Origin of the sequence: Rhodovulum strictum (assembly GCF_009649175.1) — a bacterium.
Classification (GTDB): domain Bacteria; phylum Pseudomonadota; class Alphaproteobacteria; order Rhodobacterales; family Rhodobacteraceae; genus Rhodovulum; species Rhodovulum strictum.
The window spans coordinates 207,060-229,028 of the sequence record NZ_WJPO01000002.1; the positions used below are offsets into that span (position 1 = coordinate 207,060).

Consider the following 21,969-nt stretch of genomic DNA (forward strand, 5'->3'; position numbering starts at 1 on the left):
CTACATGGGCTCTGCCATAATCCAACTTCTGGTTCTCGCGGGAATTGCCGTGTTCCTGATCCTGCGCCTGCGATCGGTGCTCGGCACGCGCGAGGGTTTCGAGAAGCCGCCCTTGTCGATGCCCGACCCGGCATCGCGCCGGTCCGACGCCCGCCGCGAATTCGAGGTGATCCAGGGCGGTGTTGACAGCGACATCACCGACCATGTCCCCGATGGCAGCCCCGCGGCCAAGGCGCTTGCCGCCATGAAGATGGCCGAGCCGGGCTTTTCGGTGGGCGAGTTCCTGCATGGCGCCCGCGGTGCCTATGAGATGATCCTGATGGCGTTCGAGCGCGGCGAGCTTGAGGAAGTCGAGGACTTCCTTGCGCCCGAGGTGCAGGACAGCTTTGCCGAGGTGGTCGCGCTGCGCGACGATCAGGGCCTGACGGTCGAGGCCAATTTCGTCGGCGTGCGCGAACTGGCGCTGAAGGACGCGACCTTCGACCGCGATACCGGCGAGGCCGAGCTGACGGTGAAATTTGTCGGCGAACTGACCTCTGTGGTGCGCAATGCCGAGGGTGATGTGGTCGAGGGCAGCCCGAACGAGATCAAGCGCCAGCGCGATGTCTGGACCTTTGCCCGCCGGATGGGGGTCGACGATCCGAACTGGCAGCTCGTCGCCACGGGCGAATGATCCGTGGGCTCGGCGCTGCGGCCTGCCTGGCGCTGGTGATGGGCGCCGGACAGGCGCAGCCCGATACGACTGTCGAAATCCTGCGCTTTTCCGACCTCAAGGGCTGGGACAAGGACGACCACGCCACCGCGCTGGCCGTCTTTCGCGAAACCTGCACCGATCTGCCCGATCCGGTCTGGTCCTCGCTTTGTGCGGTGGCCATGCACCAGCAGGATGCGCGCCGCTTTTTCGAGCTGTTCTTCCGCCCTGTCCTGATCGGCGGCAACAACCCGGCGCTGTTCACCGGCTATTTCGAGCCTGAACTGGACGGCGCGCGCCGCCCCGACGGGCGTTTCCGCTTTCCGGTCTACCGCACCCCGCCCGATCTGGTGTCCGGCGAGCCGTGGCATTCCCGCCGCGAGATCGAGGAAGACGGCATCCTGCGCGGTCGCGGGCTTGAAATCGCCTGGCTCGACGATCCGGTGGATGTGTTCTTCCTTCAGGTGCAGGGCTCGGGCCGCATCCGGCTGAACGATGGGGCGACGCTGCGGATCGGCTATGGCGGCAAGAACGGCCATCAGTACCGCTCGATCGGGCAGGAACTGGTGCGCCGCGGCGTCTATGAACCGCATCAGGTATCGGCCCAGGTGATCCGGTCCTGGGTGCGCCGCAACCCCGAGGAAGGGCGCGCGCTGCTGCATCACAACCCCTCCTTCGTGTTCTTCCGCGAACTGGACGACCTGCCCGCCGACAAGGGGCCGCTGGGGGCGATGAACCGCTCGATCACGGCGATGCGCACCATTGCCGTCGATCCCGCCTTTGTGCCGCTGGGCGCGCCGGTCTGGATCGAAAAGGGCGGCCGCGCGCCGCTGCACAGGCTGATGGTGGCGCAGGACACCGGTTCTGCGATCAAGGGGGCGCAGCGGGCCGACATCTTTTATGGAACGGGCAAGGCGGCGGGCGAAAAGGCCGGGCGCATCCGTGACCGCGGGCGCATGGTCGTGCTTCTGCCGATCGAAACCGCGCTTGCCATGCTGCCCGAGGGCTAGGCCGATGCCCCGTCGCCGTTCCGGCCAGTTGACGGGCGAAGACCGCGCGCTCTGGGATAACGTTGCCCGGCGCATCCGGCCCCTGCCGGGCAAGCGGCCCTTGCCCCAGCCGGAACCGGAACCGCCGCCCACCCCGCCCCAGATCGCGCCGCCGCCCACCACGCCCATCGCCCCCTTCCGCATCGGATCGCGCGCCAACGGCGCCGCCATCCCTGCCCCCGACCCCGGCGCCGAGATCCGCATGGACCGCAAGGCCCATACCCGGCTCAAGGGCGGCAAGCTGTCACCCGAGGCGCGCATCGACCTGCACGGCATGACCCTGGCCGAGGCGCATCCCGCGCTGATCCGCTTTGTCCTGCGCGCCCAGTCCGAGGGGCGGCGGCTGGTGCTGGTCATCACCGGCAAGGGCGCGGGGCCGGATGGCGACGGGCCGATCCCGGAACGGCGCGGCGTCCTGAAACGCCAGGTGCCGCACTGGCTGCACCAGCCGCCGCTGGCCGCTGCCGTGTTGCAGGTTGCCCAGGCGCATCGCCGGCATGGCGGCGAAGGCGCGCTTTACATCTATCTGCGCCGCCCGCGCTGAGCGGTCATTGCCCCGCCAGCGCCGTCAGCGGCGACAGGATGATGCCGGTTGCGTTCTGCACGGTGATGACCGTGCCCGGCAAAAGCCCCGGCCGCCCGGCCGCACCCTCGTCAAAGGATTGTTGCAGGGTCGGCACGTTGCGCAACAGCCGGATCAGGTCGGGCGAGCTTCCGGCGGTGAAATGGCCCATGCCCGTCGAAAACCCCGTCACATCCAGCACCGTGACCCTGAGATCGGCCAGTTCGCCGACGCTCTGGATATTGCCCAGCCGCTCGCGCTGGCCCGACAGCCGCGCCGACAGCAGCAGCGCCCGGTCGCGTTGCGAGGTGAAGACAACCACATTCGGCGGCATCGCACCGATATCGCGCACCTGCGCGCGGAACACATCGACGTCGATATCGGGCGACAACAGGATCAGCCCGTCAATCTCGCGCGCAACGCGGCCGGGGCTGGTCAGCGCCATCTGGCGCAGGGCTTCCATGCTGAGCAGTGCGCCCATCGAATGGGCCACGATCAGCACCTCGTCGGGCCGGGCCGCGATGACCGCGTCCAGCAATTCGGTAAATCCCTTGCGGGCGAACAGCGCGCTGTCGCGGTCATGGGCATAGCCAAAGGGGCTGGCCGCGCTGGGCCAGGAATAATGCAGCGCGACGCCCTCGATCCCGAAATCATGGGCAAGCTGGGCGGATCGGTACAGACCTTCGGTGAAATTGGTGTTGAAGCCGTGGACAAAGATGACCGCCGCCCGCTTGCCGCGGGGCCGCGCAGCAAGATCGCGCGCCAGTGCAGCGGTAAAGGTCGGCGCGCGGTCGAACAGCCGGGCCGAGGTCATCACGAACTGGCGCCCGGGATCGGGCTGCCCCTTGGGATAGGCGATTTCCCCGGGCGCGCGGTCGGGCGGAACTGCCACCGTGAACGCCCCGAAACCGACCGTTTCCGAGCGCGTATTGCCGAACAATCCGCCCGGGGTCCGCTCGCGCGTCGTTCCGACAAAGACCTGACGTTCGACCGCACCCGTCGCCGGTTCGCGCATGACGGCCAACGTGCCCCGCGCCGCACAACCCGCCAGCGCGACAAGGCACAGAAGGAACGCGATCTGTCGCAGCACGGGCGGCCCCTGCGGCAATTCCTACAGAATGTAGCGGGTCACATCCATCGAACGTGTCAGCGCACCCAGGTTCTTCTCGACGAAGGCGGCATCCACCACGACCGCGTCGCCGCCGCGATCCGGGGCGGTGAAGCTCAGCTCCTCGAACACCCGCTCCATCACCGTGTAAAGCCGCCGCGCGCCGATATTCTCGACGCTTTCATTCACCTCGGCCGCGATCCGCGCCAGCGCCGCGATGCCATCCTCGGTGAAGGTGACGTTGACCTTCTCGGTTTCCATCAGCGCGGCATATTGCCGGGTCAGCGCGTTTTCGGTCTCGGTCAGGATGCGCACGAAATCGGCCTCGGTCAGCGCGCGCAATTCCACCCGGATCGGCAACCGCCCCTGCAATTCAGGCAAAAGGTCGGACGGTTTGGCGATGTGGAAGGCGCCCGAGGCGATGAACAGGATATGGTCGGTCTTGACCGGGCCGTGCTTGGTGGAAACCGTCGTGCCCTCGATCAGCGGCAGCAGGTCGCGCTGCACGCCCTCGCGGCTGACATCGGCGCCGCGCGTGTCGGACCGGGCACAGACCTTGTCGATCTCGTCCAGGAACACGATGCCGTTTTCCTGCACCGCCTCCAGCGCGGTGCGCGTCACCGCCTCGTCATCCAGAAGCTTGTCGGCCTCTTCCGAGATCAGGATCTCGTAGCTGTCGCGCACCGTCATCCGGCGCCGGACCCGCCGCCCGCCGAATGCCTTGCCGAACAGATCGCCCAGCGACATCATCCCCCCGCCCTGGCCGGGCGGCATGCCGGGGATCTCCATCATCGGCAGCGGGTTCGAGGTATCGGCCACCTCAAGCTCGATCATCGTCTCGTCAAGTTCGCCGCGCTTCAGCTTGCCGCGGAACATCTCGCGCGTCTGCTGGCGGGCATCGGTCCCGGCGATGGCCTCGATCACCCGTTCCTCGGCGGCCTGATGCGCCGCGGCCTTGACCTCGTCGCGCATCCAGTCCCGGGTCTGGGCAATGGCGCTGTCCACCAGATCGCGGATGATCTGTTCCACGTCGCGCCCGACATAGCCGACTTCGGTAAACTTGGTCGCCTCGACCTTGATGAAGGGCGCACGTGCCAGCCGCGCAAGGCGGCGCGAGATCTCGGTCTTGCCGACGCCGGTGGGGCCGATCATCAGGATGTTCTTGGGATACACCTCTTCGCGCAGGTCGTCGGACAATTGCTTGCGCCGCCAGCGATTGCGCAGCGCGACCGCCACGGCGCGCTTGGCGTCGTTCTGCCCGATGATGAAGCGATCCAGTTCCGAGACGATCTCGCGGGGGGTCAGGTCGGTCATTTCGAAATCGTCTCCACCGTCAGGTTGCCATTCGTGTAGACGCAGATATCCGCGGCGATCGCCATGGCCCTGCGGGCGATCTCCTCGGCCGAAAGCTGGGTGTTCTCGATCAGCCCGCGGGCGGCGGCCAGCGCGTAATTCCCGCCCGAGCCGATGGCCGCCACGTCATGTTCGGGTGACAGGACATCGCCCGCACCGGTCACGACATAGATCTCGGTGCCGTCGCTGACGATCAGCATGGCTTCGAGCTTTTGCAGATACTTGTCGGTGCGCCAGTCCTTGGCCAGTTCGACCGCCGCGCGCTGCAACTGGCCGGGGGTTGCTTCCAGCTTGGCCTCCAGCCGTTCGAGCAGGGTAAAGGCATCCGCGGTCGAGCCCGCGAACCCCGCCACCACGTCAAAGCCGCCGGGCGACAGGCGGCGCACCTTGCGCGCGGTGCCCTTGATGACGGTCTGGCCCAGGCTCACCTGCCCGTCGCCCGCAATCACCACCTGCCCGCCACGCTTGACGCCGATGATCGTCGTGCCGTGCCAGCCGGGAAACTCGTCTCTTGCCATGGGCGCCCTCCGTGCCTCGCGCTTCGGCGCATATATGTGCCCGATGCTGCCCCACAAGGCGCGCAACAGAAAGGGGCGCCGCAGCGCCCCTTTGTCTCAGCCCCGGGCGGTCGAAATCAGACCGACTCTTCGATCCAGCCTTTCAGCGCGGCCTTGGGGGCGGCGCCGATCTTGTTGGACACCACTTGCCCGTCCTTGAACAGGAACAGCGCCGGGATGCCGCGCACGCCCATCTGGGCGGGGGTGTTGGGGTTGTCGTCCACGTTGACCTTGACGATCTTGACCTTGCCCTCGTACTCGTCCGCCAGTTCTTCCAGCGCGGGGCCGATCTGCTTGCAGGGTCCGCACCACTCGGCCCAGAAATCCACCACCACGGGAATGTCGGACTGGCGCACCTCGGCGTCGAAGGTGTCGTCGGTGACGGAATGGGTCGGCATCGGGTCTCTCCTTGGAACCTGCGATCGTTGCCGGACAGTAAGAAGCGGGCCTTGGGGCGTCAAGGCAGGGGCGCGCGGGCCAGCGCCGCTTTGCTGAGGGTGGCGGGGATGTCCATCAGCCGCCCCGTCCGCGTCCAGAGGATCGCGGTTTCGATCCGTTTCCCGGGATGGATCGCTGCCAAAGCATGACCATAGGCGCCCATCTGCCGCAAAAGCCCCTCGGGCACATCCTCGGGCCGGTCGGGGATCAGCGCGTTGGTCTTGAAATCGACCGCGCAAACGTGATCGGCGGTGACGATCAGCCGGTCGATGGTGCCGCGCAGGGGGCGGCCGTTCAGGTCGGCGGAAAACGGCACCTCGGCCAGCGTGCCGGGGGCAAAGACGGGGGCAAGCCGTGGATCGGCCAGCAGCGCCTCGGCCTCGGCGCGCAGGCTGTCGATCTCGGCCTCGGGGGTGGGCGGATCGCAGCGGGACAGCAGCGCGCGGGCCAGCGCCGGGCGGTTGGCGGGCGGGGCGTCGGGCAGATGTTCCAGCAGCAGATGCAGCCAGGTGCCCCGCGCCATCGCCGCCTCGGCCGCCATCCCCCCTGCCTCGCCCGGCATCACCTTGGCCCCGCCCAGATCGGACGGCGACAGCGGCTGCGGCGGGCGGGCCGGGCGCTGGGCCTCGCGCTTTGCCCAATCGGGCAGCGCCAGGGTCGGCGCCGGCGCCGGGCGCGCGTCGGCCGCTGCACCGCCCCAATTGCCCAATTCGTAGCGCAGCCCGGTTGCGAAGCCGAAATCGCAGGCCACTGGCCCCGCGCGGTCCAGCCCCGCCGCGATCCGGCTGTACCAGTCGCTGCCATCCCTGGTCAGCTTGCCCGCCGCCGCGACGATCAGCCATTGCTCGGCCCGCGTCATCGCAACATAAAGCAGCCTTGCGCGCTCCTCCTCCTCGCGCCGGACCCGCGCCTCATGCGCTGCCGCCAGCGCGGGCGGGCGGTCCTCGGCCGGGGTTTTCCAGGCGATGATGCCGTTTTCCAGCGGATAAAGCTGGTCGTGGATGCGCACCTGTCGCGCGGCCGTGTCGGGCAGGATCACCACTGGCGCCTCCAGCCCCTTGGCGCCATGCACCGTCATCACCCGCAGCCGGTTTCCCGCGGAATCGAGCTGGCGCTTGATCTCGACCTCGTCGCTTTCAAGCCAGCCAAGGAACCCGGTCAGCGAGGGCACCTCGGTCCGCTCATAGGCCAGCGCCTGGGCCAGCAGCGCGTCGATGCCGTCTTCGGCCTCGTCGCCAAGCCGGGCAATCAGGCGGCGGCGGCCGTCATGGCGGGTCAGGATGCGTTCGAGCAATTCGTAGGGCCGCAGGAAATCGGCCTCGTCGCGCAGGGCGGTCAGCGTCAGTTTCGTCTCTGTCCCGGCCCAATCCGCGGATCTAAGCGCCTCCCACAGCCAGGCATGGCCGCGATAGGCCGCCAGCCGGTAAAGCGCCGCCTCGTCCCAGCCGAACAGAGGCGAGCGCAGCGCGCAGGCCAGCGACAGGTCGTCCTCTGGCAGCGCGAGGAAGGACAGAAGCGCGGTCAGATCGCGCACCGCCAGTTCGCCGCCGATCTTCAGCCGGTCGGCGCCCGCGACCTCCAGCCCCTCGGCCTTGCAGGCGCGAATGATCTCGTGAAACAGATCCGACCGCCGCTGCACCAGGATCAGGACATCGCCCTCGCGCAGCTTGCGCCGGGTAAAGCCGCCCTGCGTCTTGACCGCAATCGTCTCGCCCCGGTCGATCATCGCGCGGATCGACGCGGCCACCTGCCGGGCCAGCCGGACAGTGTGATGTTCCTCGGCCAGCGCATCGACAGGGTCGGCCCAATCGCCTGTCTCGGGTTTCTCGCTGTCCTCGACCACGGGCCACAGATCCACGCGCCCGGGCAGATCGGCATGGAACGCCCGGTGCAGCATGTCGCGGTCCAGCCCCTGCCGCGCGCCTTCGGGAAAGGTCAGATCGACCACGTTCAGGATCGCGGGCGAGGACCGGAACGAATAGTCCAGCGTCAGATCGACCAGCGCGCGGTCGATCCCGCGCAACCGCTCGCCAAAGGCGGCCTTCATCCGGTCGAACCCGCCCGGATCGGCGCCTTGGAAGGAATAGATCGACTGTTTCTTGTCGCCGACGACAAAGATCGTCCGCTCGACCCCTTCGCGCGCGCCGCGCCCGGCGGTGAACTCCTGCGCCAGCAACTCGATCACCGCCCATTGCGCGGGGCTGGTGTCCTGCGCCTCGTCCACCAGGATGTGGTCCAGCCCGCCATCCAGCCGGAACAGCACCCATTGCGCGACGCCCGGATCGGTCAGCAGTGCGCGCGCCTTCAGGATCAGGTCGTCGAAATCGAGCCAGCCATGGGCCTGTTTGCGCTGCGCATAGCGCGGCAGGAACGCGGCGGCAAACCGATGCAGCGCCAGCGTCCGTTCGGCCGCGGCCAGCGCGACGCGGTGCGGGCGCGCGGCCTCTACCCTGGCCATCAGCGCGTGCAGATCGTCCAGCGCAGGGCCAAGGGCGGCCTGCGTCGCCTTGGTGGGAAAGGCGCCGATCTTTGCCGCAAAGGGCTGCTTGGCGCCTGAACCGTTCAGAAAAACAGCCTCAAGCCCCGCCAGAAGCGCCGGATCGCGCCGGGTCAGGTCCAGCGCGCCAAGGCGCACCGCATCCTTCTGATCGTTCGAGCTTCCCGCCCGCAGGGCGGGCAGCAGCCTCGCCATCAGATCGCCCTCGGTCCCCGTCAGAACCTGCGCCATCAACGCCGCAGCATCAAAGCCCGGCGCCAGACCGAACTGCCGCCAGATCGCATCCGCATCCCCTGCCCCGGAAAAGCGGTCGCGCTGCCCCGCGATCTCGGCGGTCAGCGCGTCAAGGTCTTCGTCCGTATGGAAGCGCGCGAGCCCGGCAAAGACAGCGGACTCGGGGCCGTCGGCCAGTTCCTCGACAATCTCGGCCCGCAGACGCCGCGCCGCGCGGTCGTCCATCTCGGTGAATTGCGGCGAGACACCGGCCTCAAGCGGGAAGCGGCGCAACAAGGACGCGCAGAACGAATGGATCGTCTGGATCTTCAGCCCGCCGGGCGTCTCGATTGCGCGTGCGAAAAGCCGCCGCGCCTCGCGCAGCAGCGCCGTCTCGATCGGGCCGTCCACGCCCAACTCGCGCAGCGCGTGCCGCAGATCGGCATCGCCCAGCATCGCCCAGCCGCCCAGCCGGTCGAACAGGCGGTTCTGCATCTCGCTGGCGGCGGCCTTGGTATAGGTCAGGCACAGGATGCGCTGCGGCGGAACCCGGTTCAGCAACAGCCGCGCCACCCGGTCGGTCAGCACCCGCGTCTTGCCCGACCCGGCATTCGCCCCCAGCCAGGTCGAGTTCGCCGGATCCGCCGCCTGAACCTGCCGCTCGGTCGCATCATGGCGCGTCATTCGCCCACCTCCATCGCGACGGGCGGGCTGGTCTCGTCCCACTCGCCGAAGCGCGACAGCAGGTCGTAATCGCTGCGATCCGTGCGCTTCTGCAATCGGCTGCGCGCCGTATAGCCCTGCCCGGCCCGCGCGTAATGTGCGATCAACCGGCCAAGCTCGGCCCAGGTGCGATCCACAAGCCCGTTTTCAAGCGGGTTCGTCACGGTTTTCGGCGGATTGCCCAGGCCCAGATAACTGACCTCATGCACGGGGGCGGCGGCGATGCCCTCGAACCCGCCGCGCTCGGCGATACAGGCTTCCAGCAGCAATTGCTTGTCGAACACCTCCATCGCCTTCTGGCTGGGCGGCGTGCCGGTCTTGTAGTCGTAGATCACCAGCCGCCCGTCATCGCGCAGGTCGATCCGGTCGGCATTCGCGGTCAGGCGGAACCCGTCTGCCAGCGTGACCGCCCCCGCGCGTTCGCGGGCGATGCAGTGCGCCGCGGCCCGCCGCAGGGCCTCGTCCCGCACGAATACAGGCGCCACCCGGCCCAGCCGCGCCCGCCACAATGCGCGCGCCGCGGGCCAGGGCGCGTCCTCGGCCAGCACGGCATCGGCCAGCGCCATCAGGTGCGCCTCGGCCTGCGTCGGATCGGGGTCGAGAGGTTCGGCCAGGAAGCGTTCCAGAACCCTGTGCAGAACCGTGCCGCGCAATGGCGCATCCGCGCGATGGATCAGCGGATCAAGCGCTTTCAGGCGCAGGATGTGGCGGGCATAGACGGCATAGGGATCGCGGATCAGCCGCTCGACCGCGGTCACCGACAATTGCCTGGGCCGGTCCGCGACAGGCGGTCGGGGCGAGGGGCGCGGGGCGGCAGGCGCCGGCGCATCGGGCCGTTCCAGCGCGTCGGCAAGGCGCAGCCAATTTGCGCCGCGGTCCTGCATCGCCTTCAGCGCCACCTGGCCGCCATTGGCCTTTAGTCCCTCCAGCAGGTTGGTCAGCCGGTTCAGCCAGCGTGCGGGGACCGTTTGCGCCTCGGCATCGCGAACCGCGCGGCTCAGCACGACTTCGGGGGCACAGATCGCCTGCTGGAAATCATGCGCGGCCAACCCGATCCGGCGTTCGGGCAGCAACAGGCCAAGCTGCGCCCGCATCTGCCGGTTGAGCCATGGATCGGGCGCGGGCGCCTCTGGCCAGGATCCCTCGTTCAGACCGGCCAGGATCACCAGATCGGCCCCCTGAACCCGCGCTTCGAGCGTGCCCCAGATCATGATGCCGGGATGCGGTTCGGGGGCCGAACGGACCTCGTGCTCGCGCAAGATGGCGTCGAACAGGGCAGCGTAATCGGCGGGCGACATCTCGCCCCCGGCGTCGGCCTCGGCCCGCAGGGTGTCGCACGCGGCAAGCGCAACCTCGCCCGCAGCCTCGGCCCAAAGCGCGCCGCTGTTGGTGCCGTCATGTCCGCCGGCCAGTGCCTCGGCCAAAGCCAGATGGCGCGCGACATGGGGCGATAAAGGCTCTGTTCCGGCCCGATCCAGCCCGTCAAGCGCCGCGCCAAGCCATGCGGCCCAGGCCACCCGCCCATCCGCGCGTCCCTTGCCCGCCCAGTCGCCCAGCGCGGTGCCATCGGGAAAGGCCGGGCCGTTGCGGCGCAGATGCAACTCAAGCTCGCGCGTCCAAAGCAGATGCTGCGCCCGCTGCCCCAGGCCTGAGGCGGTCAGCGGATGCTTGAGCAGCGCCAGCAGCCCCGCCACCGTCAGCCGCTGGCCGAACAGCGCCGCCACCTGCCGCAGGAACCGGCCCGGCGGCGACAGTGGCAGCGGCATGCCCCCGCTATCGTCGGGCAGGATGCCCCAGCGGTCGAGCGCGGCGGCGACCTGCCGGGTCAGCGTCCGATCCGGGGTGATAAGCGCCGCCGTGCGCCCCGCCTCGGCCGCCGCGCGCAATCGCAGCGCAACCACCAGCGCCTCGGCCCGCGGCGAGGGCGCCTCGATCAGCGACATGCAGGCGGTGGCCTCCTCCAGATCGGTCAGGCGCGGGCCTTCGTCCATCCATTGATCCGTCACCGGCGCAGGCCGCAGCGCGAGCGAGACAAGCCGGTTGCGCGCCGGGCTTGGCGGCTGGGCATCGGCATCCCAGGGCTGCACCGCCGCCGCGTCCATCTCCAGCGCGTCCAGCAGTCGGCGAAAGCGGTATTGCGGATGATCCTCGGCCGCCAGCGCATCGTCCAGGCTGGCCCAGGTCGCGCCGGGCATGTCGAAATCGAAGCCGGGCAGCACCACCGCGCCCCGGGGCAGCCGCGCCACCGCTGCCATGAACAGCGCCGTCGCGCCCCGCGACCCGGTGCTGCCCGCAACGATCACCGGATGTTCGGGCGGATCGGTCCGCCACCGCGCGGCCAGCCGTTCCGCCGCCATCCGCTGGCGCGCGCCGTCATTGCCGCGCGCGGTCGGATCGGGGCCGAGATAGGCATCGACCAGACCCAGAAACCGCCGCGACCGCGCCCAATGCGCCGACAGATCGCCCATGTCGAGACGGTCCAGCGCCTGCGGATCCACGCCCTCGGCCAGCATCTCGTCCATCAGCCGCGCCAGGCTGTCGGCAAGGTCGAAGATCGAACTGCGCGGCGCGAGATCCGGTTCGATCTCAAGCAGTTTGCCCACAAGCGTCGCAAGTTCCAGCCTGCGGCGCAGCGGCGAGGGGGGCGTGGGCAGGTCGGCCAGCACCGGATGGCTGCCCAGTTCGGCCACCAGCCGGATGCGGGGCCAAAGCCGCGGCGGCCCGGCGGCCAGCAGATCCTGCAACCGCCGCCGCATGCGCTGGGTGTTCACCCAGATTTCCATCCGCGCCCAGGCATCGGGCGGGGCGTCGGCCATCCGGTTCCCAAGGCCGGCCAGAAAGGCGGCCGGGAAATCGGCGCCCGGCGGCAGGCCGAACAGGCGGGGTCCGCTGTCAGCCATCGTGCGCCCCGGCCAGCATTGCTTCTGCTTCGGCGATGCCGCCCGGATGGCCGACATCGCACCAGCCGCCCGCATGCAGGACGCCGAACAGCCGCCCCGCGGCAATCGCGCGGTCCCAGACGCGGTTGAGCGAGAATGCGTCTTCGGCGATGCCGTCCAGCAGATGCGTCCTGACGATCTGCGCCCCGGTATAGACCGATGGTCCCGCGCGGCTGATCCGGCCTTCGGCGTCCAGCGCAAAATCGCCCGTGCCGCGATAGCCGCGCGCCGCGTCGGCCGCGACCAGCAGCAACAGCGCGTCCATGCGGCCCGGATCCCATGCCTCGGCCAGGCGGGCCAGCGGGTTCGGGCCGGTCCAGATTGCGTCACTGTTCAGCGTGAAAACGGTGTCCGAGCCCAAGAGCGGCAGCGCCTTGCGCAGCCCCCCGCCGGTGTCGAGGATCGCGCCCGCCTCGTGCGAGATCGCGACGCCGCGGCCCGACAGATGCGCGTGAAGCTGCTCGGCCCGGTAATGGGTGTTGACGACGATCCGGGCGATCCCGGCATCCGTTGCCAGGTCCAGCGCATGGTCGATCAGCGCGCGGCCTGCGATTTCGATCAGGGGTTTCGGCCGGTCAGCGGTCAGCGCGCCCATCCGCGTGCCGAACCCGGCGGCGAACAGCATCAGCGCGCCGGGCATTTTCGGGCGATCCGGTCAAGGTGGTCGGGCTCGGGCGGCGGGATCAGGTCCAGCACCTGCGCCCGAAGGGGGGCAAGGTCGGGATGGGACAGGTCGCGCATCAGGTGGCCCCAGACCCGTGGCAGCAGCGGCAGATAACCGGGCTTGCCGTCGCGCAGGCAGAGTCGGGCAAAGACGCCCAGGATGCGCAGGTTTCGCTGTGCGCCCAGCAGCGCATAGGCGCGATCAAAGCTGTCTGGTGCCGTGCCGGTCGCCGCCACATAGCGCGTGCGCATCCGCGCTTGCAGCCCCTCGTCCACATCGCGCCGCGCGTCTTCCAGCAGGGATACCAGATCATAGGCCGGGTGCCCGCACAGCGCGTCCTGAAAGTCCAGAAGACCCACGCGCGCGGCGCCCTGGCGGTCGGGCAGCCAGATCAGGTTCTCGGCATGATAGTCACGCAGGATCAGCACAGAGGGCGGCGCGTGTTCGGCCAGAACAGTCTCTATTCCGGCCCGAAACGCCGCTGCCGCGCCATCGGGCGCGGGGGCGTCGATGCCGGGCAGATACCAGTCGAAGGGCAGGCGGGCGAGCCGGGCCATGATCGGCGCGTCATAGGCGCCAAGTCCCGAAGGGGGCGGCGCGCGGTGCAGGTCGGCCAGCAGATCGACCGCAGCGGCGTAAAGCGTTTCTTCCTGCGCCGGATCGCGGGCGGCAACGCGGGCGAACAGATCGTCGCCCAGATCCTCCAGCAGCAACAGGCCCGTCCCGGGATCCTCGGCCAGGATCGCGGGCGCCGACAGGCCCAGTCCCGACAGGTGCCGCGCGATGGCGAGGAAGGGGCGCACATCCTCGCCCCGCTCGGCGGGCGCGTCCATCAGCACGGCGGATCGCAGCCCGTCGGTCAGCCGTTCATAGCGGCGGTTCGAGGCATCGCCCGCCAGCGGACGGCGCGTTGCATCGCCCCAGCCAGCACCCGACAGGAAGGCGGCGATCACCTCGGCACGCTCAGGCATCGGCGGCCATTTCGGCAAGGGCCGTCGTCAGGCGGGCCGACCAGGCCGGATCGGCAAAGGACAGCACGGCCTCGCGGCTATCGTCGGCCGCGCCGGGCGCAAGGGCCAGCCGCAACGCGCCCTGGGGTGCCAGATCGCCCAGCCGGTCGGGCCATTCGATCAGGCAGAGCGCGGTGCCGAAAGCCTCGTCAAGGCCAAGCTCGATCACCTCGTCAGGATGGGACAGCCGGTACAGATCGGCGTGCCAGATCTCGACCGGCCCGGCCTGATAGACCTGAACCAGCGTGAATGTCGGCGAGGGCACATCCTCGGGCGGCAACCCGGCGCGCGACCGCATCGCCCCGATCAGTGCCCGGGCAAAGGCGGTCTTGCCCGCCCCGATCGGACCGTCCAGCAGGATCGTGTCGCCCGTACCCAGCAGCCCGGCCATGCGGTCGGCAAGGGCGCGGGTCTCGGCCTCGGAGCCAAGGCTCAGGTGAATGGCAAAGGGGTCGGGCGGTTGCGGCATGGGCGCAGTCTTACGCCCACCGCCGCTGCCCGCAAGGGCGGATCAGCCCGCCGCGCGCGAAACCGGGGACTCGATGCTGGGGGCCAGGCAGTCGGGCCGAAAGCCGACCAGAACGGCCCCGCCGCCGACCGGCCGAAGACGGCAGGCCAGCCTGCGCCCGTCGCGATGCACCATGCTGCCCGCCCAGGGCTTCCTTTGCCGGATCAGGCGGGAAAGCTCGACCGCGGTGCCGGTTTCCTCGGGCATGCAGTTCTGTTGCCAGATCGCGGTCGCCCCGGCGATGTCGGTGGTGCCCATCACCAGCATCGGATCCTCGCCCCAAAGCTCGGCATAGGCGGCGTTGGACATGGTCAGCAGCCCGGCGCCCGAGAATACGGCAATGGCCTCGTCCAGACTGTCGATCACCGCCTGCCCGGTCTCGATCTCGCCCCGGAAGCGGCGGGTCAGGGACATCTCGGCGCTGATATCCTCGAACAGGAACGCGACCGCGCCATCGGGGTGGGGTCGCCCGGTCACGCGGTAGACATGGCCGGAGGGCAGCGTCCAGGTATCGGCATAGACCCCGTTCTGGGCGTCGCGCTCCAGCCGCACGATCTGTTCCCGCCAGGTGCGGTAATCCTTTGGCTCGGGCATCATCCGCGTTTCGCGCAGCCGGTCGAGCACGGCAACCAGCGTGGGCCGGGCGGTCAGGAATTCGGGTTCCAGGTTGAACAGATCCAGCATGGCCGGGTTGAACAGCACCAGTTCGCGCGCCCGGTTGAACACCGCCAGGCCGATGGGCAGTTCGGCAAAGGTCTTGGTCAGGGTCTGGACGAAGTTGCGCAGCGCGGTTTCGGCGCGCACGGCGGCATCGGCGGGCAGGGCGAACCGCAGCCGCGCGCCATCGGCCATGACCGAAACGCAATCGAACCAGCGCTCGGCCCCGTCGCGTGTCTGGATCACGTCGCGATGGGGCGCGTGCCCGCCCTCGTCGGGGGGCGAGAACAGCGCGGGCAGCGGCCAGTTCAGTTGCGTGCCCTCGCCCTGACATTGACGGACAAGCCCAAGATAGGCGCTGTTCGCCCAGGCAACGGCCCCCTCCTCGTCCTCTTGCCAGGCGGGGGTGGGCATCGCCTCGACAACATCGCGCAGGGTGGTCAGTTCCGCCGCCATCGCCGCCAGGCTTTGCGGATCGGGCGCGTCCAGCGCGCGTTCTTCTTCGGGCAGGTGCAGCGACAGGCGCACTACGCCGTCAAGCCATTTCGCAAAGATCTGCGCCCGCCCGCCCGCCTCGGTCATCAAGGTGCTGCCGTCGCGGTCGAGCCGTGCAATCCTGTCACGGAATTCCGGAAACCGGGGTCCGACCAGCGCGCAGAGCCGATGCCAGTCCGAAAGCCCCGAAGGACCGCCCGCAAGAAAGCGCCGCGCCTCGGGCGTGGCATCGACAAGTTGTTCCCCGTCGAACAGAAAGACCATGTCGATATCGCTGCGCGCCGCCTTTGCCGCGCGGCCCAGCCGGGGAACAAGCGGCAAAAGAGCCAGCGACAGCGCCGCCGTTGCCACCGACGTCACCCCGAGGATCAGCGCAAAAACCCAGTCGAACGTCATGTTCTGTCCCGCAACCCGTCGCCTGCGGATCATGTTTTTGACATTAATGTTAATGTCAGGTTAATGCGTCGTGTGCGCGCGACGTCAGGCCTCGATGGGCATGTTCTCGCCCAGCGCCGCCAGTTGGGATTCCGCGCTGACACCGATGGCCGAGATCGGCCATTTCACCTCGACCACCGCGCCGCGCGGGTCCGACCTGTCGGCATCGGTCAGGAACGGATCGGACCCGTTGGCAAAGATCACCTGCGCGCCCGAGCGTTCCAGAAGCGTCTTGGCGATGAACAGGCCAAGCCCCATCCCTTCGTATTCCGGCCGCTTCTTCTGATGCAGCGGGTTCTTGCGCTGGCGCAGGAACGGATCGCCGATCCGGCCCAGAAGGTGCGGCGGATAGCCCGGCCCGTCATCCATGATGCGTATGGTGATCTCGGCGGGCGTCCATTGCGCCAGCACCCAGACCCGCGCATCGGCGAAATCGACGGCGTTCTGGATCAGGTTGCGCAGCCCGTGGATGATCTCGGGCCGGCGATGGACCATGGGCATGCGCGGCGCGCCGCCATGGATCGGCTCGGACCGGAAGATCAGTTCCTTGCCGCGGTTCACATGCGGCTCTGCGGCTTCTTCGACGATCGCCTCCAGCGGCGCGGTGCGCATGTGCAGGTCATCCTTCCCGGCCCGGCCCATTGACCGCATGATGTCGCGGCAGCGGTCGGCCTGATCGCGGATCAGCTCCATGTCCTCGCGCAGTTCGGGGCGGTCGGAAAGCTCGTCGATCATCTCGGAACTGACCAGCTTGATCGTGGCCAGCGGCGTGCCCAGCTCATGCGCCGCCGCCGCCACCACGCCCCCCAGATCGGTCAGCTTCTGTTCGCGCGCCAGCGCCATCTGTGTCGCCAGAAGCGCATCCGACATCTTGTTCATCTCTGAAATCACCCGCTCGGCATAAAGCCCCAGGAACGAGATCCCGATCACCAGCGCCGCCCAGAACCCGAACAGGAAGATCGGCGGCAGGCTCTGCATGCTGCCATCCGCCGTTACCAGCGGCATGTGGTAGAAGGCCAGAACCGTGATCAGCGCAAAGGCCACATGGGCCAGGAACAGGGTCGAACGCTGGCTGAGTGCCGTGGCCGAGATCGTGACCGGCGTCAGGATCAGCAGCGCAAACGGGTTATTCAGCCCCCCGGTCAGATAGAGCAGCGCGGCAAGCTGCACGATGTCGAACAGCAGCGTCAGCATCGTCTCGGTTTCAGACAGGCGCCTGTTCTCGGGGAAGACGGAAACCGCAATGATATTGGCCAGAACCGCGGTGCCGACCACAAGCAGGCAGAGCCCCAGATCAAGCTGGATCTGGAAATAGACCTCGGCAACGGCAATCGCGATCGCCTGTCCGGCAATCGCGGCCCAGCGCAACAGGATCAGCGTCCTGAGGCGGATCCAGTTGCTGCGCTCGGCGGGCGGCATGAGGCCGGGGGCGGAAACGGGCTCGGGCATGGTCTGTCCTGTTGCGGGCTTGGCCCTTGTTAATCCGCGCCGGAAGGCCGATCAATGTTCAACGGGCCGCATCGGGAGGACCGCCATGAACCGCATTGCCCTTGCCACAATCGCCGCGCTTGCCCTTGCAGGCTTTGTCGGCGGCGGGCTTTACGTGATACAGAAAGGGCCGGGCGACGACCGGTTCGCCCAGTGCCGCAGCGGTCGCATCGGCGGCGATCCGGCGCACTTGGGCGGGCCGTTCACCCTGATCGACCAGACTGGCGCCACCGTGACCGATGGGGACGTCATCACCGGGCCGACGCTGATCTATTTCGGCTACACCTTCTGCCCAGATGTCTGCCCGCTGGACAACGCCCGCAACGCGGAGGCGGTGTATCTGCTGGACGAGAGGGGCTATCAGGTGCTGCCGGTCTTCATCTCGGTCGATCCCGAACGCGACACGCCCGAATTGCTGGCCGAGTTCACCGGCTACATGCATCCCCGCATGCTGGGCCTGACCGGAACGCCCGAACAGGTGCGTGCCGCCAGCCGCGCCTATCGCACCTTCTACAGCGTGCAGGATACGGGCGATCCCTATTACCTGATCGACCATTCCACCTTCACCTACCTCGCCTTTCCGGGGCTTGGCGTGGTCGAGGTGTTCGGGCGGGACATGACGCCCGAGGAAATGGCGGATCGGGTTGCCTGTTTCGTCGATTCGGTCTGAGTGAAATTGACCCACCCGCGTTAACGTCTTACAAAGGCGAAAATGTCTGGCCCCATCAGGAGGTTGCCCTATGGCCGACGGCGAACTGAAGGATCTCGGCCCGGATCCGACCCTGCTTATCGTGGATGACGACGAACCGTTCCTGCGGCGTCTCGCCAAGGCCATGGAAAAGCGGGGCTTCCTGACCGAGACCGCGGATTCCGTCGCGGCCGGAAAGGCCATCGCCACTGCCCGGCCCCCGGCCTATGCGGTGGTCGACCTGCGGCTTGAGGATGGCAATGGGCTCGACGTGGTCGAGGTGCTGCGCGAAAAGCGCCCCGACGCCAAGATCGTGGTGCTGACCGGCTATGGCGCCATCGCGACCGCCGTTGCCGCGGTCAAGATCGGTGCGACAGATTACCTGTCGAAACCGGCCGACGCCAACGATGTCACCGCCGCGCTGCTGTCGGATGGCGAGGCGCTGCCGCCCCCGCCCGAAAACCCGATGTCGGCCGATCGCGTGCGGTGGGAGCATATCCAGCGCGTCTATGAGCAATGCGACCGCAACGTGTCGGAAACCGCGCGGCGGTTGAACATGCACCGCCGGACGCTGCAACGCATCCTCGCCAAGCGCAGCCCGAGGTGAGGGCGGGCGCAGTTGCGCTTGCCCTTGTGGCGGCTGGCTGCGTCGCGGCCCCGCCGCAGGACCGGGTTTCGACCCTGTTCCTGCCCGATGCCGGGGGTCTTGCCGTTTCCGGCAGCCCCCTGCGCGTCGATTTCGGCCGCGCGCCCGACGGCGTGATCGCGCCGCTCACGCGCGAATTGGGGCCACCCCGCGCCGTGCCGCTGACCGCCTGCCCGCCGGGGATTGTGCGGCAACTGGCCTGGGACGATCTTGTCCTGAGTTTCACCCGCGAACAGTTCGTCGGCTGGCGGCAGGCCGGGGCGGCAGCGGGGCAGACCTGCGCCTAAAGCTGCGCCAGCAATTCCGCATGCCGCGCCTTGTAGGCCGCGCGCACCTCGACCGGCGGGCGCAGATGCAGGCAAAGCCCGGCAATTACCTCTGGTTTCGGCGCCCCGAAGAAGCGGTCGGCTTCCGTCGCCGAGAACCCGGCAAGCTGCGTCGCCTCCAGCCAGGCCGAGACCTGATCGGCCTTCTTGATCTGCGCCTTGATCGATTTGGGCACCTCGACCGGCAGGCCGAAGCGGATATGGATCGCCGCCGCCAGCCGCTTGTCAAGCTCGCCATAGGCCGGCCCCACCGCCGCCTTGACCGGCGAGATCATGTCCCCGATCACATATTCCGGCGCGTCGTGCAGCAATGCCGCCAGCCGCCATTTCACCGCCGCCTCGGGCACCAGCCGGGCAAAGATCGCCTCGACCAGCAGCGAGTGTTCGGCCACCGAATAGGGCCAGTCGCCATGCGTCTGACCGTTCCAGCGTGCAACGAAGGCCAGGCCGTGGGCGATGTCCTCGATCTCGATATCCACGGGCGTCGGGTCCAGCAGGTCCAGCCGCCGCCCCGACAGCATCCGTTGCCATGCGCGCGGTTGCTTCATCGGCATTCCTCTTTTTTCCGTCCGATTGCCACGCCCCGCGCGCATTGTCGACAGGGGCCTGTGGTGCTATGTGCGGCGCAACCTTTGATACACGAGGAGAACGCGCGATGGCGCAGGACTATATCGTCAAGGATATTTCTCTGGCCGCGTTCGGCCGCAAGGAACTGGACATTGCCGAAACCGAGATGCCGGGCCTGATGGCGCTGCGCGCGGAATTCGGCGAAGCGAAACCGCTTGCGGGCGCGCGGATCGCGGGCAGCCTGCACATGACGATCCAGACCGCCGTGCTGATCGAGACGCTTGTGGCCCTTGGCGCCGATGTGCGCTGGGCGTCGTGCAACATTTTCTCGACCCAGGATCACGCCGCCGCCGCCATCGCCCAGGCGGGCGTGCCCGTCTTCGCCATCAAGGGCGAAACGCTGGTCGACTACTGGGCCTATACCGACAAGATCTTCCAGTTCGCGGACGGCACCGCCAACATGATCCTCGACGATGGCGGGGATGCCACGCTTTACGTCCTGCTCGGCGCCCGCGTCGAGAATGGCGAGGCCGACCTGATCGCCGTGCCCCATTCCGAAGAGGAAGAGGCGCTGTTTGCCCAGATCCGCAAGCGCATGGCCGAAACGCCCGGCTGGTTCACCCGCCAGCGCGAGGCGATCCGCGGCGTGTCCGAGGAAACCACCACCGGCGTTCACCGGCTTTACGAACTGCACGCCAAGGGCCTGTTGCCCTTCCCGGCGATCAACGTGAATGACAGCGTCACCAAGTCGAAATTCGACAACAAGTATGGCTGCAAGGAATCGCTGGTCGACGGCATCCGCCGCGCCACTGACACGATGATGGCGGGCAAGGTCGCCGTGGTCTGCGGCTATGGCGATGTCGGCAAGGGCTCTGCCGCTTCGCTGCGCGGTGCCGGGGCGCGCGTCAAGGTGACCGAGGTCGATCCGATCTGCGCGCTTCAGGCCGCGATGGACGGGTTCGAGGTCGTTCTGCTGGAGGATGTGGTTTCGACCGCCGACATCTTCATCACCACCACCGGCAACAAGGACGTGATCCGCATCGAGCATATGCGCGAGATGAAGGACATGGCGATCGTCGGCAATATCGGCCATTTCGACAACGAGATTCAGGTCGCCGCGCTGAAGAACCACAAATGGACCAACATCAAGGACCAGGTGGACATGATCGAGATGCCCTCGGGCGCCCGCATCATCCTGCTGTCCGAAGGTCGCCTGCTGAACCTCGGCAATGCCACCGGCCATCCGTCCTTCGTGATGTCGGCCAGCTTCACCAACCAGGTGCTGGCGCAGATCGAGCTGTGGACCAAGGGCGACCAGTATCAGCCGGGCGTCTACATCCTGCCCAAGCATCTGGATGAAAAGGTCGCCCGCCTGCATCTGGACAGGATCGGCGTCAAGCTGACCCAGCTTTCGCCCGAACAGGCCGCCTATATCGGCGTCACGCCCGAAGGCCCGTTCAAGCCGGAACACTACCGCTACTGACGCGGTAACCTTTTGCATCGGGGGCTGCGGCGATTGTGCCGCAGCCCCCGTCCGTTTTCAGGTCAAGCGGCCTTTCAGCGGTCCCGGCGCCGACGTGCGGCGAGTCCCGCCCCGGCCAATGCGGCGCCAAGCAGCAGGCCGCTTGCCGGCAGCGGTACGGCGGATATGTCCGTGCGGCTGACGCCGAACAGCGCCTGGTCCGCACAGCAGACCACGTTGCCCGTGACGGTCATCCCGTTGGCGTTGTTGAAGTAAAGCTGCGACACCCCGTCGAAGATCGTGTCGCCGGACATCGCCACATTGCCGGTCGGCCCGACATAGTTACCCACAAGTTGCAGGTTGTAGGCGCTCAGGAACGGGTTCCAGGCCGCCGCTTCGGCTGCCGCGCCGCCAACGCCCGTCCCGGCCGAGATATAGACATTGCCGCCGCCGGTGACATAGCTCGACAGCGTTGCCAGCTGTGTGCCGTCCAGATAGTTGCCGCCCAACAGGATCGCGTCAAAGGTGCTGAGCGTGGGCAAGTCGAAGGTGATTCCCAGCCCGGTCGTGTAGGTTGCCCCAGCCGCCGCCATCGACGCGGCGAGAGAAGCGCCCGTGTAGGCGAAGTTCGTGGAGTAGGCGTGGATCTTGGTGCCGAACTCGCTCACGAGGTTCGCCACGAACCGATCGACATTTGCCGCGCCTGCCTGTGCGAACCCCGTATCCGTGGTCGCCCATTCGTCGGCATTCACGATCACCGTGGCAGCCGACCCAAGGGACGGAAGCACTGCAAGAGCCAGCGCTGCCAGTCCGGCGCGAACGGAAAAATCACTCATTTTTATACCCCCAGTTGCCGACAGGGACGGACGCCGTCCACTGCCTGCGATGACGAT

Annotated in this window: 20 protein-coding genes; 7 read left to right on the forward strand and 13 right to left on the reverse strand. The window is 68.0% G+C overall.

All coding sequences use genetic code 11. From position 1 onward, the window contains the following. Positions 1-4: 4 nt before the first annotated feature. Genes GH815_RS02695 through GH815_RS02705 form a run of 3 tightly spaced genes read left to right on the forward strand, consistent with a single transcriptional unit; the run spans position 5 to position 2,284 of the window. The gene (locus tag GH815_RS02695; RefSeq protein WP_153747258.1) at positions 5-673 is read left to right on the forward strand and encodes a Tim44/TimA family putative adaptor protein; all 669 of its coding nucleotides are present in this window, start codon (positions 5-7) and stop codon (positions 671-673) included. Further along, positions 670-1,701: a murein transglycosylase A gene (gene mltA, locus GH815_RS02700; RefSeq protein WP_153747191.1), complete on the forward strand. Its 1,032-nt coding sequence runs from the start codon at positions 670-672 to the stop codon at positions 1,699-1,701. Before GH815_RS02695 ends, mltA begins: the two co-directional genes overlap by 4 nt. Positions 1,702-1,705: 4 nt before the next feature. Next, positions 1,706-2,284, forward strand: coding sequence for a Smr/MutS family protein (locus tag GH815_RS02705; protein ID WP_153747192.1), 579 nt, complete (start codon positions 1,706-1,708; stop codon positions 2,282-2,284). 4 nt (positions 2,285-2,288) lie between these two features. Here the strand turns inward: GH815_RS02705 and GH815_RS02710 are convergent, their stop codons facing one another. The 11 genes from GH815_RS02710 to regB all read right to left on the reverse strand — a co-directional run bounded on the left by GH815_RS02710 (position 2,289) and on the right by regB (position 17,348). Then, entirely contained in the window at positions 2,289-3,392 is a 1,104-nt protein-coding gene (locus GH815_RS02710) for an alpha/beta fold hydrolase (RefSeq protein ID WP_153747193.1), read from the reverse strand. 21 nt (positions 3,393-3,413) lie between these two features. After that, positions 3,414-4,724 (reverse strand): ATP-dependent protease ATPase subunit HslU, encoded by a 1,311-nt coding sequence (gene hslU / locus GH815_RS02715; RefSeq protein WP_153747194.1) that lies wholly within the window; start codon positions 4,722-4,724, stop codon positions 3,414-3,416. After that, positions 4,721-5,281 carry an ATP-dependent protease subunit HslV gene (gene hslV / locus GH815_RS02720; protein ID WP_153747195.1) on the reverse strand — a complete coding sequence of 187 codons (561 nt, stop codon included), beginning with the start codon at positions 5,279-5,281 and terminating at the stop codon, positions 4,721-4,723. Before hslV ends, hslU begins: the two co-directional genes overlap by 4 nt. A gap of 116 nt (positions 5,282-5,397) precedes the next feature. Continuing rightward, the gene (gene trxA / locus GH815_RS02725) at positions 5,398-5,718 is read right to left on the reverse strand and encodes a thioredoxin (RefSeq protein ID WP_153747196.1); all 321 of its coding nucleotides are present in this window, start codon (positions 5,716-5,718) and stop codon (positions 5,398-5,400) included. Between the two features lie 59 nt (positions 5,719-5,777). After that, on the reverse strand, positions 5,778-9,152 hold the full coding sequence (gene addA, locus GH815_RS02730) for a double-strand break repair helicase AddA (protein ID WP_153747197.1): 3,375 nt from the start codon (positions 9,150-9,152) through the stop codon (positions 5,778-5,780). Then, positions 9,149-12,091, reverse strand: a complete 2,943-nt coding sequence (gene addB / locus GH815_RS02735; RefSeq protein WP_153747198.1) for a double-strand break repair protein AddB — start codon at positions 12,089-12,091, stop codon at positions 9,149-9,151. Before addB ends, addA begins: the two co-directional genes overlap by 4 nt. Then, positions 12,084-12,755 carry a nucleotidyltransferase family protein gene (locus tag GH815_RS02740; RefSeq protein WP_407072154.1) on the reverse strand — a complete coding sequence of 224 codons (672 nt, stop codon included), beginning with the start codon at positions 12,753-12,755 and terminating at the stop codon, positions 12,084-12,086. Before GH815_RS02740 ends, addB begins: the two co-directional genes overlap by 8 nt. Beyond that, the gene (locus GH815_RS02745; protein WP_153747200.1) at positions 12,755-13,765 is read right to left on the reverse strand and encodes an aminoglycoside phosphotransferase family protein; all 1,011 of its coding nucleotides are present in this window, start codon (positions 13,763-13,765) and stop codon (positions 12,755-12,757) included. The genes GH815_RS02740 and GH815_RS02745 overlap by 1 nt, the downstream gene beginning before the upstream one ends. Beyond that, positions 13,758-14,273, reverse strand: coding sequence for a tRNA (adenosine(37)-N6)-threonylcarbamoyltransferase complex ATPase subunit type 1 TsaE (gene tsaE, locus GH815_RS02750; protein ID WP_153747201.1), 516 nt, complete (start codon positions 14,271-14,273; stop codon positions 13,758-13,760). Before tsaE ends, GH815_RS02745 begins: the two co-directional genes overlap by 8 nt. 42 nt (positions 14,274-14,315) lie before the next feature. Next, positions 14,316-15,893, reverse strand: a complete 1,578-nt coding sequence (locus GH815_RS02755; protein WP_153747202.1) for a PAS-domain containing protein — start codon at positions 15,891-15,893, stop codon at positions 14,316-14,318. A gap of 51 nt (positions 15,894-15,944) precedes the next feature. Continuing rightward, complete coding sequence (regB, locus tag GH815_RS02760; RefSeq protein WP_153747203.1) at positions 15,945-17,348, reverse strand: sensor histidine kinase RegB; 1,404 nt, start codon at positions 17,346-17,348, stop codon at positions 15,945-15,947. Positions 17,349-17,433: 85 nt separating this feature from the next. On the opposite strand from regB, the gene GH815_RS02765 reads away from it, so the two are divergent. From GH815_RS02765 to GH815_RS02775, 3 genes are all read left to right on the forward strand, one after another. Next, on the forward strand, positions 17,434-18,057 hold the full coding sequence (locus GH815_RS02765; protein WP_153747204.1) for an SCO family protein: 624 nt from the start codon (positions 17,434-17,436) through the stop codon (positions 18,055-18,057). A gap of 70 nt (positions 18,058-18,127) precedes the next feature. Continuing rightward, positions 18,128-18,682 carry an ActR/PrrA/RegA family redox response regulator transcription factor gene (locus tag GH815_RS02770; protein ID WP_153747205.1) on the forward strand — a complete coding sequence of 185 codons (555 nt, stop codon included), beginning with the start codon at positions 18,128-18,130 and terminating at the stop codon, positions 18,680-18,682. Next, positions 18,679-19,008, forward strand: a complete 330-nt coding sequence (locus tag GH815_RS02775) for a hypothetical protein (protein ID WP_153747206.1) — start codon at positions 18,679-18,681, stop codon at positions 19,006-19,008. The genes GH815_RS02770 and GH815_RS02775 overlap by 4 nt, the downstream gene beginning before the upstream one ends. On the opposite strand, the gene GH815_RS02780 is transcribed toward GH815_RS02775, so the two are convergent. Then, positions 19,005-19,601, reverse strand: coding sequence for an HD domain-containing protein (locus GH815_RS02780; RefSeq protein ID WP_153747207.1), 597 nt, complete (start codon positions 19,599-19,601; stop codon positions 19,005-19,007). The genes GH815_RS02775 and GH815_RS02780 overlap by 4 nt on opposite strands. Before the next feature lie 101 nt (positions 19,602-19,702). Here GH815_RS02780 and ahcY point away from each other — a divergent pair, with 101 nt between their 5' ends. Continuing rightward, complete coding sequence (gene ahcY / locus GH815_RS02785) at positions 19,703-21,097, forward strand: adenosylhomocysteinase (RefSeq protein ID WP_153747208.1); 1,395 nt, start codon at positions 19,703-19,705, stop codon at positions 21,095-21,097. Positions 21,098-21,171: 74 nt separating this feature from the next. Here ahcY and GH815_RS02790 read toward each other — a convergent pair whose 3' ends face one another. Further along, positions 21,172-21,912 (reverse strand): VPLPA-CTERM sorting domain-containing protein, encoded by a 741-nt coding sequence (locus GH815_RS02790; protein ID WP_170290279.1) that lies wholly within the window; start codon positions 21,910-21,912, stop codon positions 21,172-21,174. Positions 21,913-21,969 lie beyond the last annotated feature (57 nt).